12 protein-coding genes are annotated in these 13270 nt (G+C 70.8%); 3 read left to right on the top strand and 9 right to left on the bottom strand.

Annotated elements, in window-relative coordinates; translation table 11 throughout:
* Window positions 1-199: 199 nt before the first annotated feature.
* From ACNPQM_RS24975 to ACNPQM_RS25000, 6 genes are all read right to left on the bottom strand, one after another.
* On the bottom strand, window positions 200-1819 hold the full coding sequence (locus ACNPQM_RS24975; protein WP_418085797.1) for a DoxX family membrane protein: 1620 nt from the start codon (window positions 1817-1819) through the stop codon (window positions 200-202).
* Window positions 1820-2023: 204 nt separating this feature from the next.
* Entirely contained in the window at window positions 2024-2980 is a 957-nt protein-coding gene (gene rlmB, locus ACNPQM_RS24980; RefSeq protein WP_358863135.1) for a 23S rRNA (guanosine(2251)-2'-O)-methyltransferase RlmB, read from the bottom strand.
* 80 nt (window positions 2981-3060) lie between these two features.
* Entirely contained in the window at window positions 3061-4464 is a 1404-nt protein-coding gene (cysS, locus tag ACNPQM_RS24985; RefSeq protein WP_358863134.1) for a cysteine--tRNA ligase, read from the bottom strand.
* Window positions 4465-5157: 693 nt separating this feature from the next.
* On the bottom strand, window positions 5158-5655 hold the full coding sequence (gene ispF, locus ACNPQM_RS24990) for a 2-C-methyl-D-erythritol 2,4-cyclodiphosphate synthase (protein WP_358860346.1): 498 nt from the start codon (window positions 5653-5655) through the stop codon (window positions 5158-5160).
* The gene (gene ispD, locus ACNPQM_RS24995) at window positions 5645-6391 is read right to left on the bottom strand and encodes a 2-C-methyl-D-erythritol 4-phosphate cytidylyltransferase (protein ID WP_358860345.1); all 747 of its coding nucleotides are present in this window, start codon (window positions 6389-6391) and stop codon (window positions 5645-5647) included. The genes ispF and ispD overlap by 11 nt, the downstream gene beginning before the upstream one ends.
* Before the next feature lie 291 nt (window positions 6392-6682).
* Window positions 6683-7165, bottom strand: a complete 483-nt coding sequence (locus tag ACNPQM_RS25000; protein ID WP_006380568.1) for a CarD family transcriptional regulator — start codon at window positions 7163-7165, stop codon at window positions 6683-6685.
* A 611-nt stretch (window positions 7166-7776) separates the two neighbouring features.
* On the opposite strand from ACNPQM_RS25000, the gene ACNPQM_RS25005 reads away from it, so the two are divergent.
* The gene (locus tag ACNPQM_RS25005; protein WP_358860344.1) at window positions 7777-8433 is read left to right on the top strand and encodes a DUF461 domain-containing protein; all 657 of its coding nucleotides are present in this window, start codon (window positions 7777-7779) and stop codon (window positions 8431-8433) included.
* 85 nt (window positions 8434-8518) lie between these two features.
* On the opposite strand, the gene ACNPQM_RS25010 is transcribed toward ACNPQM_RS25005, so the two are convergent.
* Both ACNPQM_RS25010 and ACNPQM_RS25015 read right to left on the bottom strand, forming a co-directional pair.
* A complete protein-coding gene (locus tag ACNPQM_RS25010; RefSeq protein WP_358860343.1) occupies window positions 8519-9199 on the bottom strand; it encodes a response regulator transcription factor in 681 nt (226 codons plus the stop codon).
* Entirely contained in the window at window positions 9196-10470 is a 1275-nt protein-coding gene (locus ACNPQM_RS25015) for a sensor histidine kinase (protein ID WP_418085798.1), read from the bottom strand. Before ACNPQM_RS25015 ends, ACNPQM_RS25010 begins: the two co-directional genes overlap by 4 nt.
* 196 nt (window positions 10471-10666) lie before the next feature.
* Between ACNPQM_RS25015 and phoU the strand changes: the two genes are divergently transcribed.
* Both phoU and ACNPQM_RS25025 read left to right on the top strand, forming a co-directional pair.
* A complete protein-coding gene (gene phoU / locus ACNPQM_RS25020; protein ID WP_358860341.1) occupies window positions 10667-11344 on the top strand; it encodes a phosphate signaling complex protein PhoU in 678 nt (225 codons plus the stop codon).
* Between the two features lie 194 nt (window positions 11345-11538).
* On the top strand, window positions 11539-11688 hold the full coding sequence (locus ACNPQM_RS25025; protein WP_358860340.1) for a hypothetical protein: 150 nt from the start codon (window positions 11539-11541) through the stop codon (window positions 11686-11688).
* A 130-nt stretch (window positions 11689-11818) separates the two neighbouring features.
* Here the strand turns inward: ACNPQM_RS25025 and ACNPQM_RS25030 are convergent, their stop codons facing one another.
* Window positions 11819-13126 carry an MDR family MFS transporter gene (locus ACNPQM_RS25030; RefSeq protein ID WP_358860339.1) on the bottom strand — a complete coding sequence of 436 codons (1308 nt, stop codon included), beginning with the start codon at window positions 13124-13126 and terminating at the stop codon, window positions 11819-11821.
* Window positions 13127-13270 lie beyond the last annotated feature (144 nt).

Raw genomic sequence — 13270 nt, forward strand, 5'->3', positions numbered from 1 at the left:
GCCCTGATCGAGTCCGCTGCCGAGGAGCTATGGGGTGTAGAGCTCGTGGTTCGCAGGGGCGGCCAGATGGTGTCGGTGGCCGGGCTGGGCGGGGGGGGGGGGGGGGTCCTCCCGGGCCGGCCGGGCCGCCCGGGGGCCGGCGGGCGCGGGGGGCGCCCCCGGGTTTCCCGGCCCCCGCCCCTCCCGCGTGGCGTGCGGCTCAGCCGAGCAGTCCGCCGATCGGATTGCGGCCGCCGCCCGACGTGCCGCCGGACGTCGAGCCCGTGGAGTCGCCGCCGGTCGAACCACCGCTGGTGGAGCCGCCGCCCGTGCCGGTGGAGCCGGAGGAGCTCGGTCCGGCGCTGGTCGTCGGGGGCTGCTGCGGGGCCGTCCGGTGCGGGGGCTGCTGCCCGGTGCCCTGTGTGTGGCTGGGCTGTCCGGTGCCGGCACCGGCGGCCCGGCCGGGCTCGCGGACGCTGTCCGTGCCGGGCGTGGAGGCCTGTGCGGAGGGCGTGGCAGCGGCGCTGGAGCGCGGGGAGGGCTTCTGTCCGGCGGGGCTGCGCGAGGCCTTGCCCTTGCCCGACTCCTGCGGGAGGGGGGAGCCGGGGAGCTGGTTGGTCGGGTTGTCGTTCGGTCCGGGCACGGTGATGACCTCGGAAGAGCGGACGGCGCCGCCGAGCATCGAACCGATGAGCAGGGTGAGCCCGACGACGACGGTGGCGACGACGGCACCGCGGCGCAGCACCCGGCGGCGCAGGTCCCAGATCGCGGAGCGCGGGCCGAGCGTGCGCCACGCCTCGCCGGCCAGGCGCCCGTCGACGGAGTAGACGGGGGCGCCCGCGATGACGAGCGGGCTCCACGCGGCGAGGTAGATGATGTCCGGCGCGTCGTAGACGGCGACGGTCCGCCAGCTGACGGTGACCAGCAGCACGGCGGAGAGCAGGGCACCGACCGAGGCGGCGACCCGCTGCCAGAGGCCGAGGACGGTGAGGACGCCGACGACGACCTGGAGGAAGGCGACGGTGAGTCCGGCCCCGACCGGGTGCGAGACCGCGAAGTCCCGCAGCGGTTCGGCGAGTCCCCAAGGGTGCAGCGAGGCCAGCCACTTGACCATGGAGCCGCGCTCGCCGCCGTCGAAGTAGACGGGGTCGCAGAGCTTGCCCACGCCCGCGCAGATGGAGATGAAGCCGAGGAACACCCGCATCGGCAGGAGTACGACCCCGAGGTTCATCCGGCGTCCGGGGTAGTACGCATGCCGGACGGTGTCGGTGCTGTGCCGTTGCGACCTGCTCCCGACGGTCTCGTCGAACTCGTCGTCCTCGTAAGGCTCATGGTCGTACGGGCCGGTGTCGACGGCGTCGTACGCGCCGACCGCCTGTCGCATCGGGGGCAGCAGCGGGCCTTTGCCGTGGCGGCCGCCGGACCGTTGAGGGGCGGGGATGATGGGGGTGGGCTGGGTTTCGTCCAGGCGCGGGATGACCTGGGTGGCGCCCGAGCCGCCGAACTCGTCGCCGTACGGGCCGTACCCGCCGTCGAGGCCGACCGCGGTGGAGTTACGTACGGCCTGGAGGAGTCCGGTGGCGCCGGGATCGCCGGGGGCGGACTTGCCGCTCCACACGACGGGCGAGCGCCTGCCGCGTCCCGCCCCGCTGCCGCTCATGGCGGGGACCCTGGCGGACCCCGCGGGGGCGGCACCGCGCACCCGTGCGCGCTGGCCGGGGGCCAGCTGCACCCGGAAGCTGGCGTGGTTGACGATGACCTGCGCTGGGTCGCAGTCCACCTTGGCCATGCTCAGGGCGGGTAGTTCGTCGAACCGAGGCGTTCTGGTGTCCACACTCATCTAACCGAGTGATGTGTGATTAGGACACTGCCTTGACGGCCCCGATGTGTCCGAGACCCGTCAACAGGCCCGGGCGGTGCGGTGGCCGGGGTGCGCGTGGCGGTCGGCGCCGCCGCGTCTGCCGAGGTCGGAGCCCTGCCGCCGCCGTCCGGCAGCGCAGGCTCCCGGACGGCCGCTCTCGGGCCCGTCCGGGAGCCGCCCCGGTCAGACGCGGCGCCGGGCCGCCTCGTACAGCACGATGCCCGCGGCGACGCCGGCGTTCAGCGACTCCGCGCCGCCCGGCATCGGGATCCGGACGAGGTAGTCGCAGGTCTCGCCGACCAGACGGCCCAGGCCCTTGCCCTCGCTGCCGATGACGATGACGACGGGGCCGCTGAGCGCCTCCAGGTCCTGGACGGTGTGCTCGCCGTCCGCGGCGAGGCCGACGACCGTGATGCCGGCCTTCTGGTAGCCCTCGAGGGCGCGAGTCAGGTTCGTCACCCGGGAGACCGGCGTACGGGCCGCCGTGCCCGCCGAGGACTTCCAGGCGCCCGCCGTCATCCCGGCCGCACGGCGCTCCGGCACGACGACGCCGTGGCCGCCGAACGCGGAGACGGAGCGGACGACCGCACCGAGGTTGCGCGGGTCGGTGACGCCGTCGAGGGCGACGATCAGCGGGTCCTCGCCGTTGTCGTACGCGGCAGCGGTGAGGTCCTCCGGGTGCGCGTACTCGTACGGCGGGACCTGCAGAACGAGGCCCTGGTGGTTCAGGCCGTTCGTCATCCGGTCGAGCTCGGGGCGCGGCGCCTCCATCAGGTTGATGTTGCCGCGCTGGCCGGCGAGCTGGAGCGCGTCGCGCACCCGCTCGTCGTTGTCGATGTACTGCTGGACGTACAGAGTGGTCGCCGGGACGCCGTCGCGCAGCGCCTCGTAGACCGGGTTGCGGCCCACGACCATCTCGGACGTGCCCTTGGCGCCACCACGCCGCGGGGCGGGTCGGCGGGCAGCGGCCTGTCGGGCCTGGGCGTTCGCCATCCGGTTCTTCTTGTGTCCCTTGCGGGCGGAGGCGGGCGGCGTCGGTCCCTTGCCTTCCAGGCCACGGCGACGCTGCCCACCGCTGCCGACCTGCATGCCCTTCTTGTTGGACGTGCGGCGGTTCCTGCGCTGGCTGTTCCCGGCCATGACCTACCTGTTTCGTTGCTTCAGACGTGCGTACGTAATGAAAGTGTGCCGCCCGGAACGCCGGGCGGCACACGGACGGCCTACTGGCGCGGGCCGAGCGTCCACCGTGGGCCCGTCGGACTGTCCTCGATGACGAGGCCCGACTGGTTGAGTTGGTCACGGATGGCGTCAGCGGCGGGCCAGTCCTTGCGGTCGCGGGCCGACTGCCGCTGGTCCAGGACGAGGCGTACGAGCGAGTCGACGACCCCGTGCAGATCCTCGCCGCGGTCGCTCTCCCCCGCCCAGTGTTCGTCGAGCGGGTCGAGGCCGAGGACGCCGAGCATCGCGCGGACCTCCGCGAGCCTGGCGACTGCCGCTTCCTTGTCGTCGGCGGCGAGTGCGGAGTTGCCCTGCCGGACGGTGGTGTGGACGATCGCGAGCGCCTGCGGAACGCCCAGGTCGTCGTCCATCGCCTCGGCGAACGCGGGCGGCACCTCGGAGGCGGCGACGACCTCGCCGCCGGCCATCTCGATGACCCGCTGGATGAAGCCCTCGATCCGCGCGAACGCGGACTCCGCCTCGCGCAGCGCCTCCTCGCTGTACTCGATCATCGACCGGTAGTGCGGGGTGCCGAGGTAGTAGCGCAGCACGATGGGGCGCCACGCCTTGACCATCTCGCTGACGAGCACCGAGTTGCCGAGCGACTTCGACATCTTCTCGCCGGACATGGTGACCCAGCCGTTGTGCACCCAGTACTTCGCGAACTCGTCGCCGTATGCCTTCGCCTGGGCGATCTCGTTCTCGTGGTGCGGGAAGATCAGGTCGATGCCGCCGCCGTGGATGTCGAAGGCGGTGCCGAGGTACTTGTGCGCCATGGCCGAGCACTCCAGGTGCCAGCCGGGGCGGCCGCGGCCCCACGGGGTCTCCCAGCTGGGCTCGCCCGGCTTGGCCGCCTTCCACATCGCGAAGTCGCGCTGGTCGCGCTTGCCGGTCTCGCCCTCGCCGGACGGCTGGCGCAGGTCGTCCAGGTCCTGGTTGGAGAGCTCCAGATAGCCGGGGAACGACCGCACGTCGAAGTAGACGTTGCCGTCGGCCTCGTAGGCATGACCGCGCTCGATCAGGCCGCGCATCATCTCGACCATCTCGGTGATGTGGCCGGTGGCGCGCGGTTCGTAGGTGGGCGGGAGGCAGCCGAGAGCGTCGTAGCCGTCGTTGAACGCGCGCTCGTTCTCGTACCCGATCGACCACCAGGGGCGGCCCTGCTCGGACGACTTCCCGATGATCTTGTCGTCGATGTCGGTGACGTTCCGGATGAACGTGACGTCGTAGCCGCGGTAGGCGAACCAGCGGCGCATGATGTCGAAGTTCAGCCCGGACCGGATGTGCCCGATGTGCGGGGCGGCCTGGACGGTTGCGCCACAGAGGTAGATCGAGACACAGCCCGCTGTGAGCGGGACGAAGTCACGGATCTGCCGGGCGCTGGTGTCGTACAGGCGAATAGTCACCCCTCAAGGGTAGTGGGCCCGCACCTGTGCGCAGTGCCCCCTTGGGTGCAGCGAAACAACTTCGTACGGACGGCGCCCGAAAGTGACCGCCGTTTTTTCCGCAATCGCTTGCCGTGTCCGGCGGGTTCGGGCCCCCGGGGTGGGCGGTTCCGTCCTCAAGCGCCGGACGGGCTGGGGTGTCCGCCTCGCCCCCGATGGCGCCGTCGCCTGCCCGGGTGGTGGTGGTCCGGGGCCCCTCCGGGGTGTCTCCTCGGGCGACGAACGTTCGGCGGGTACGCGAGGGGAGCCCGGGTCTGTGTTCGTCGCCCTGCGGGGACTCCCCTGCACGGCCCCGGACCGGCCGTCCCGCGTCAGCGGCCCGGTGTGCCTTCCTGTCACGACCGCCGGGTCGCGGACGCGGACGATACGGGGGTGGGGCCGTGCAGGGGAGTCCCCGCAGGGGCTGGCGTAGGTGCCGGGTTCGTCCGCGGTGCCGGTTTCCGCGCCAGTCCCGAGGAGACGCCCCGGAGGGGCCCCACCCGCCCCACCACCCGGCAGACGCAGCGGCACCCCCGGGGGCACGGCGCCGACAATCAAGCCCGTCCGGCGATTGAGGACGGAACCCCCGCCCCGGACCAGGGCACGAGAACCGCACCGCCCGCCGGGGCACCCCGCACGAGAACCGCACCGCCCGCCGGGGCACCCCGCACGTGATCAGCCCACCCGGTAGACCAGCGCCGTAGCGAGCCCCGCGAGCCCCTCCGCACGGCCGGTGAATCCGAGCCCGTCCGATGTGGCGGCGGAGAGCGAGACCGGGGCGCCCACCGCCGCCGACAGCACCTTCTGCGCCTCGTCGCGCCGCTTGCCGATCTTCGGTCGTACGCCGATGACCTGTACGGCGACGTTCCCGATCTCGAATCCCTCGGCCCGCACGATCCGCGCCGCCTCGGTCAGCAGCGTGACGCCTGCGGCGCCGGACCACTCGGGGCGCCCCGTCCCGAAGTGCTGTCCCAGGTCGCCGAGCCCGGCAGCCGAGAACAGCGCGTTGCAGGCGGCGTGCGCCACGACGTCGGCGTCGGAGTGGCCGGCGAGACCGGGGCCCTCGCCCTCCCAGAGCAGGCCCGCGCACCACAGCTCGCGGCCCTCCTCGAAGGCGTGGATGTCCGTGCCGATGCCGACCTGCGGAATCACCGGCGCGTGCTCAGAACCCATCGTTCGCCCTCCTGCGTGCGAGAACCGCCTCGGCCAGCACCAGGTCGAGCGGCCGGGTCACCTTGAATGCCTCTTCGTGCCCGGGTACGACCACGACGGGCGCCCCGAGCTGTTCGACCATGCCCGCATCGTCGGTGGCGCCCTCGCCGTCGACGGCGGCGTTCTCGTGGGCGCGGACCAGGGTGTCCCGGTCGAAGCCCTGCGGGGTCTGCACGGCACGCAACCTGGCCCGTACGGGCGTGCCGAGCACGGGCTCCGGGTCGCCGGGCGCGCCGGGCTCGACCTCCTTGACGGTGTCGGCGAGCGGCAGCGCGGGGACGACGGCGGGTGCACCGTCGCGTACGGCCTCGATCACCGCGTCCACGGTGTCGACCGGCACCAGCGGGCGTGCCGCGTCGTGGACGAGGACGGCGGAGATGTCCTCGGGGAGCGCGGCGAGGCCGAGGCTGACCGACTCCTGGCGGGTGTCACCGCCCGGCACGACGAGGTAGTCGGTGCGCTCGGGCAGGGCGTGTTCGTCCAGCAGGTTCTTGACCTCGGGCGCGCCGTCCGGCGGGGCGACCACGACGACGAGGGAGACGGACCGGGACGCCGCCATGGCCCGTACCGCGTGGATGAGCATGGGCGTGCCGCTCAGCGCCCGGAGCGCCTTGGGGGCGCCCGGGCCGAGCCGTACGCCTCGGCCGGCGGCGGGAATCACCGCGGCGGTGCGGTACGGACGCGATTGATCAGACATCGGTTGCACTCCGAAGCATCAGCATGTTTGTTTCCACGGCCGACATGGGTATGGCCACAAGCGAGCCGGGCGCGACGCCTTGACTTGGCCGGGACCCTTTCCGTGACACCCGGTCGAGTTCGGGCAAGCCGCAGCGGCTGCTCGGGGGTAGGCCTTGCAAGATCGCGAGCAAAGTATCGGGGGGATAGCCGGATCCGAATCCGGACATGCCGCAGCGCCCGACGACGCACCGTGAATACGGCTGGTCAGCGGGCACCGCGGCACATTTATTTACGACCGGTGCGATCCGGGTCAGGACGCGAGGACCTCGTCGAGCAGAGCCTCGGCCTTGTCTTCGTTCGTGTTCTCCGCGAGAGCGAGCTCACTCACCAGGATCTGGCGAGCCTTGGCGAGCATGCGCTTCTCACCTGCGGAGAGTCCGCGCTCACGCTCACGACGCCACAGGTCGCGAACGACTTCGGCGACCTTGATGACATCGCCGGAGGCGAGCTTCTCCAGATTTGCCTTGTAGCGCCGGGACCAGTTCGTCGGCTCTTCGGCGTACGGTGCGCGCAGCACCTCGAAGACCCGGTCCAGGCCCTCCTGCCCGACTACGTCGCGCACACCCACGAACTCTGCATTGTCCGCCGGGACACGAACCGTCAAGTCACCCTGGGCGACCTTGAGCACCAAGTAGGTCTTGTCCACGCCTTTGATCTGGCGAGTTTCGATAGCCTCGATCAGCGCGGCCCCGTGATGGGGATAGACCACGGTGTCGCCAACCTTGAACGTCATGTGACAGGTACCCCTTCCGTGGCTATCAAGGGTAACACGAGAACAGCTTCTCCTGAATGGCGTTTTCGCAGGTCAGGGCATATCTCGGGGCTTGACAACAGCAACACGGACGTGCTGCGGAAGGCTTCGGGAAGGTGGTATTCGCAGGTCGGAGCGGCTGTACAGGCAGGGCGAAACACCCGCGTCACACACGTCCGAACCCCCTTCGAAGTGACCGAACGTCCCGGTTTGCCTGATTCTAGATGGTGAACTTTCCGTACTCCGTTCGGAGATCGATCACCCGCACGGACGTAAGTACGGATGACCAATGGAATTGATCAACGGCAGGGGTTGCGGAGATTATGCGCAAGGAATGCGTCACGGTCCGAGGAATTGATCAAGCCTGTTATGTGAACAGCACACGAATCGCGGGGGCGGGGCGGCATGCCGGTGGATCAGGGGCCCGACCGCGGACACCGCTCGTGATGCCCGGGGGGCTGTAGGGGCGGGTCGGGTGCGGGGCGGGGACGAGGGCTCGGTAACCTAAGCCCGCTGACACACCCTTAGGGCGGCTTTACGTCGCTCGCCCCTCCAGTCCGTGAAGTCCGTACGTTCAAGGAGTTGCCGCAGCCGTGAGCCGCAGCCTTCGACGCGGCGCCCTTGCCGCCACTGCCATCGTGATCTCGATCGGTGCACTTTCCGCGTGTGGTGCCGGCAATGACGCTCAGACGCTCGGAATCAAGCCGGACAGCGCTGCCACCACCGTCGGTGACATCCGGATCCAGAACGCGAACGTCATCACCCAGCCCGAGCGCAACGCCGCGGGTCCGGCCGTCGTCACCGCGACGCTGTTCAACAACGGTGTCGCACGGCAGACGCTGGACGCGATCACCCTGCCCGGCACCGGCGCGACGGTGCAGCTGCACGCTGCCAAGGGTGCGGGACCGATCGTCGTCCCGGCCGGGGGCAAGGTCGTCCTCGGCGGCAAGGGCAATGCCGCCGCCGTGATCGAGAACGGCCGCGAGGCCGCGCAGAACGGCAACGTGCAGTCGGTCGTCTTCAAGTTCAGCAAGACCGGCGACGTCCCGCTCGGCGTGTTCGTCGTCCCGGCCACCAGCTACTTCACGGGCTTCGGCCCGAGCTCGCTGCCGGCGGTGCCGTCCGAGACGCCCGCGACGACGCCGTCCGGGTCCGCGACGCCGGGCGCGCCGTCGGGCAGCCCGTCCGAGTCGGCGAGCGGCGCCGCAGGCCCGACGGACGCCGCGTCGGCCTCGCAGTCGGCCGGCTGACATACGCACGACGGAGGCGCCTCCCGAGCGGGAGGCGCCTCCGTCGTATGTGCTCCGCCCGGCCGCCTGCCGCACGGACCCGGGTTTACGGCTCGAACTTGTAGCCCAGGCCACGCACCGTCACCAGGAAGCGCGGCGCCCCCGGATCGGGCTCGATCTTGGCGCGCAGACGCTTGACGTGGACGTCGAGGGTCTTGGTGTCGCCCACGTAGTCCGCGCCCCAGACGCGGTCGATCAGCTGCATCCGGGTCAGCACCCGGCCCGCGTTCCGCAGCAGCATCTCCAGCAGGTCGAACTCCTTGAGCGGGAGGTCGACCTTGCCGCCGGAGACCGTGACGACGTGGCGGTCCACGTCCATCCGGACCGGGCCCGCCTCCAGGGCGGCCGGAGTGACCTCCTCCGGCTCCCCGCGACGCCGCAGCACCGCACGGATGCGGGCGACGAGCTCCCGCGAGGAGAACGGCTTGGTCACATAGTCGTCGGCTCCTATTTCCAGGCCGACGACCTTGTCGATCTCGCTGTCCTTGGCCGTGACCATGATCACGGGGACGTTGGACCTGCCGCGCAGCTGGCGGCAGACCTCGGTGCCGGGCAGGCCCGGCAGCATCAGGTCGAGAAGGACGAGGTCGGCGCCGTTGCGCTCGAACTCGTCGAGCCCGTCGGGGCCCGTGGCCGCGACCGCGACCTCGAAGCCTTCCTTGCGGAGCATGTAGGACAGGGCGTCGCTGAAGGATTCCTCATCCTCGACGACAAGCACTCGGGTCACGGAAGGACCTCCGGGGCAGGAATGGGTTCGAGAGTGTCGGGGTCGGCGGTCCGGTAGGTCCCGTCGTCACCGTTGACGATGAGCGGGCCGCCCGATGTGCGGTCTCGGTCCCGTACGGAGCCCGCTTCGGGCAGCCGCAGGGTGAAGGTGGAGCCCTGTCCCTCCGAGCTCCAGACGGTGACCTCCCCGCCGTGCGAGGCGGCCACATGTTTGACGATGGCGAGGCCGAGACCGGTGCCACCAGTGGCCCGTGAGCGGGCCGGGTCGACGCGGTAGAAGCGTTCGAAGACCCGCTCGCGGTCCTTCTCCGAGATGCCGATGCCCTGGTCGGTCACGGCTATCTCGATCTCGTCCCCGCCCGGTACGGCCAGGCGCCTCGCGGCGATGCCGACGCGGGTGCGGGCGGGGCTGTAGTTGACGGCGTTCTCCACGAGATTGCCGAGCGCCGCAGCGAGCTGGCCGCGGTTGCCCCAGATCCGGAGCGCCGCGGTGCCGCCGGCAGCCATGGTGATCTGTTTCGCGCCGGCCTGCTGCCGGCAGCGGTCGATGGCCTCGGCGACCAGTTCGTCGACCCGCACCGGCTCGGCGTCCTCCAGCGGGTCGTCGTTCTGCACCCGGGAGAGGTCGATGATTTCCTGCACGAGGTTGGTCAGCCGGGTCGCCTCGATCTGCATCCGGCCCGCGAACCGCTCGACCGCCTCCGGATCGTCGGACGCGTCCATGACGGCTTCGGAGAGCAGCGAGAGCGCTCCCACCGGGGTCTTGAGCTCATGGCTGACGTTGGCGACGAAGTCGCGTCGTACCGCTTCGATACGGCGGGCCTCGGTGAGGTCCTCGACCAGCAGGAGCACCAGCCGGGAACCCAGCGGGGCGACCCGTGCCGAGACTGCGAGAGCCTCGCCCCGGCCCGTACCGCGCCGGGGGAGGTCCAGCTCGACCTGTCGTATCTCACCGTCCCGGCGGGTGTCCCTGGCCATGTGCAGCATGGGCTCGACGGCCAGCCGGCCGCCCCTGACCAGTCCCAGCGCGTACGCGGCGGAGCTGGCCTTGACGACACTGTCGCTCTCGTCGAGCACGACCGCCGAGGAGGAGAGCACGGAGAGCACCGTGTCGACCCCGGGGGGCAGTGCGCCGTTGCTGTCGGGCCGCAGGGACGTGCGCGTGGGTCGCTTCAGGTCGCGCTCGCTCCAGCGGAACGCCAGCATGGCGATCACGCCGGTACACAACCCGGCGATCGCTGCAGCTGCGGCGACCGCCGCGTTCACGTCCATGCGTCAAGGTTAAGCGGGTGCGGCAGCGCTCTCCCAGCCATCCGAGGGCGTACTCGAACACTCGTCGCCCAGAGTTCACCGAGGGGCAAGTGCCGGTTCACTTGGTCGGCCGGATCCGGACGCGTACGCCCCACAGGGTGAGAGCGTGGGGTCCAGATCTGGCCCCGGCCATAGTGAGGACTGGAGAGGGACTTCCATGCGCGACGCTTACCACGAGGAACTCGACTCGATCGGAGAGGGCCTGGTCGAGATGGCCCGGCTGGTCGGATCGGCGATCGGCCGGGCGACGACGTCCATGCTCGACGCCGACCTCAAGCTCGCGGAGAGCGTGATCGCCGCGGACCAGAAGGTCGACGACCTCCAGCACGACCTGGAGGCGCGAGCGATCGCCCTCCTCGCGCGCCAGCAGCCCGTGGCGACCGATCTGCGGATCGTGGTCACCTCGCTGCGGATGAGTGCCGACCTGGAGCGCTCGGGCGACCTGGCCCAGCACGTGGCGAAGCTGGCCCGGCTGCGCTTCCCGCAGTCGGCGGTGCCGAACGACCTGCACGCCACCATTCTGGAGATGGGGCAGCTGGCGCAGCGCCTGATGGCCAAGGCCGCCGAGGTGATCATCACGAAGGACGTCGACCTGGCGCTCCAGTTGGAGCAGGACGACGACGAGATGGACCTGCTGCACCGCACGCTGTTCCAGCACCTGATGGACGACCGCTGGAAGCACGGCATAGAGACTGCCGTCGACGTGACGCTGCTCGGCCGTTACTACGAGCGCTTCGCCGACCACGCGGTGTCGGTCGCCAAGCGGGTCGTCTATCTGGTGACGGGTGAACACGCGGACGACATCCAGAATGCGGCGTCTGTAGAGGGCGCGTAACAAGGAGCGGGACGGCGCGTTTTGCGCGGGTGTGCCTTGGATGCGCCGCCTATGCGCCGTTGATGGGGCAGCCGGAGTGGGCATGAATGAGGTGGGGCGGCAGGCGGTACGCCTGGTGGTACGCCCCGGTCGTACGTCGCTGTCGGGCGTACGGCCCTGTCGTACGCCTGGATGTACGTCCTTGAGGAGGAACGATGGCCGACTCCCCCACGACCGACCCGCAGCAGGAGACACCCGCTGAAGTGGTCCATCTGACGGTGCTCGGTGCCTGTGGCTGCGGATCGGGCTGCGGGTGCGGCTGCCAGTCGGGCGCGCCGTGCCAGTGCGGCGGCTGCTCCGGCTGACCGGACGCCACCGGACCGGCGCCCCGTGGCGGGGCGCCGGTCCGGTGCGTTTCAGCCAATGCCGCTTCAGGCGATGACGGCGCGGCGGGGACGGGCCACCCCGGGGCCGGCGGCAACTCCGCCGCCCCCGTCAGACCGCTCGCTCCACCGCACCCTGCGGGGTACCCGAGGCCGCGTCCGGCTCGGCCTCCGCAGCCGTCACCGCCACCACCTCGGTCGCCTTCTCCTCCGCCGGAAGCCCGCGCATGAGCACCCAGTACCCGAGCGCCGCGACCGACCCCAGCACCCCGCACATCCCCCACAGCCACGTCGCCCCGTAGTGGTCGATCACCAAACCGGACATCAGCGGAGCGATCAGCGCGGCCGCGGACCACGACAGCGTGTACATGCCCTGGTAGCGGCCCCGGCCGTGCGCCGGGGAGAGGCGGACGACCAGGCTGCTCTGGACCGGTGCGTTGATGATCTCGCCGACCGTCCAGACACAGATCGTCAGCGCGTACACGGCAACCGACCCGGCGAACACGGTCAGCCCGAATCCGTACCCCGCCAGCAACGACGACACGACCAGCAGGCGGCGCGGGTCGCGCTGCTGGATGAAGCGGGTGGCGGGGATCTGGAGCACCACGATCAGCACACCGTTGACGGCGATCGCGGTGCCGAAGTCGGAACTGGAGAGTCCGTCCGTACCCATCGCCACGGGCAGCCCGACGTACCCCTGCTGAAAGATCAGCGCGACCACGAACGACAGTCCGACGACGCTCATGAAGCGGCCGTCGCGCAGCACGGTGGAGAGCCGGACCTCGGACTCGGCCGCCGCGCCCTTCGCGATTCTCGGTGTCCGCTCCGGCTGGGACTCCGGCACCTTCAGGAAGACGACGAGCGCGCAGAACAGCGTCATCGCGGCCTCGGCCATGAACCCGGCCCGATAGCTGTACTCGGCGATGAACCCCGCGCCCGCGGACGACACCGCGAAGCCCAGGTTGATCGCCCAGTAGTTCAACGAGAACGCCCGCACCCGGTCCTCGGGCCGGACGATGTCGGCCATCATCGCCTGCACGGCGGGCCGGGACGCGTTGCTCGTCATGCCGACGAGGAACGCGACCGCGGCGATCGCGACCGGATGGACCATGAACGCGAGCAACGCGACCGACGCGGCGGTCGAACTCTGCGCGATCAGCATCGTGGGCCGCCGCCCGAGCCGGTCCGTCATCACCCCCGCGCCGAGCGAGGAGACGACCCCACCGAGCCCGTGCAGCGCGACGACCAGCCCCGCGTACGAGGCGGAGTAGCCCCGGTCCAGGGTCAGGTAGAGCGCCATGAAGGTGGCGACGAACGCCCCGAGGCGGTTGACCAGAGTGCTGGTCCACAGCCACCAGAACTCCCTGGGGAGACCGGACACGGATTCGCGTGCGGCCCGTCTGAGACCGGCGACAGACATAACGGTTCCCCCCGGGGACGTACGGAACGGGTTCGAGCTGTAAGTGGCCCGATGGCTAGGAGCACATTACGAAGCTCTGCTTCCGGGCCGCCACTCGTTTGACGGCTGCCGTCAATCGAAGCCGCCCGACCCGCCACTCCCCCG

This window comes from Streptomyces sp. NPDC056231, from assembly GCF_048270745.1.
Taxonomy (GTDB): domain Bacteria; phylum Actinomycetota; class Actinomycetes; order Streptomycetales; family Streptomycetaceae; genus Streptomyces.

What these genes read in the sequence shown, in the direction of transcription:
- ACNPQM_RS24975 (WP_418085797.1), bottom strand. Translation starts at nt 1,819, where the DNA reads ATGAGTGTGGACACCAGAACGCCTCGGTTCGACGAACTACCCGCCCTG.
- rlmB (WP_358863135.1), bottom strand. Translation starts at nt 2,980, where the DNA reads ATGGCCGGGAACAGCCAGCGCAGGAACCGCCGCACGTCCAACAAGAAG.
- ispF (WP_358860346.1), bottom strand. Translation starts at nt 5,655, where the DNA reads ATGGGTTCTGAGCACGCGCCGGTGATTCCGCAGGTCGGCATCGGCACG.
- ispD (WP_358860345.1), bottom strand. Translation starts at nt 6,391, where the DNA reads ATGTCTGATCAATCGCGTCCGTACCGCACCGCCGCGGTGATTCCCGCC.
- ACNPQM_RS25000 (WP_006380568.1), bottom strand. Translation starts at nt 7,165, where the DNA reads ATGACGTTCAAGGTTGGCGACACCGTGGTCTATCCCCATCACGGGGCC.
- ACNPQM_RS25015 (WP_418085798.1), bottom strand. Translation starts at nt 10,470, where the DNA reads ATGGACGTGAACGCGGCGGTCGCCGCAGCTGCAGCGATCGCCGGGTTG.
- phoU (WP_358860341.1), top strand. Translation starts at nt 10,667, where the DNA reads ATGCGCGACGCTTACCACGAGGAACTCGACTCGATCGGAGAGGGCCTG.
- ACNPQM_RS25025 (WP_358860340.1), top strand. Translation starts at nt 11,539, where the DNA reads ATGGCCGACTCCCCCACGACCGACCCGCAGCAGGAGACACCCGCTGAA.
- ACNPQM_RS25030 (WP_358860339.1), bottom strand. Translation starts at nt 13,126, where the DNA reads ATGTCTGTCGCCGGTCTCAGACGGGCCGCACGCGAATCCGTGTCCGGT.